Source organism: Thiocapsa sp. (genome assembly GCF_011390875.1).
GTDB lineage: Bacteria > Pseudomonadota > Gammaproteobacteria > Chromatiales > Chromatiaceae > Thiocapsa.
The window spans coordinates 1-233 of the sequence record NZ_JAABRP010000029.1 but is presented as its reverse complement, the minus strand read 5'-3'; the positions used below and the strand labels follow the sequence as shown (position 1 = coordinate 233).

Annotated in this window: 1 protein-coding gene; it reads right to left on the bottom strand. The window is 69.5% G+C overall.

The annotated features are described in order from the left end of the window. Window positions 1-233: DUF1015 family protein (locus GPT33_RS03785; RefSeq protein ID WP_296805979.1), on the bottom strand; the 233-nt coding region annotated here is incomplete at both ends.

The following is a 233-nucleotide window of genomic DNA, read 5'->3' as shown; positions in this document are numbered from 1 at the left end:
CTGATCGTGCGGGAAGATCACCGACAGCATGAAGTTGTAGGACTCCGCGCCGGTATGCCCCGGGTTCGCGGCGCGGCGCATGGCGGCGACGCGCGAGGCCGCGGCGCAGCGGTGGTGGCCGTCGGCGATATAGAGTGCGCCCAGGCCCTCGAAGGCGGCGGTCAGCTCGGCGATCGGGCGCTCGGCCATGATCGGCCAAAGTTCGTGTCGAATCCCGTCGGGTGCGGTGATGT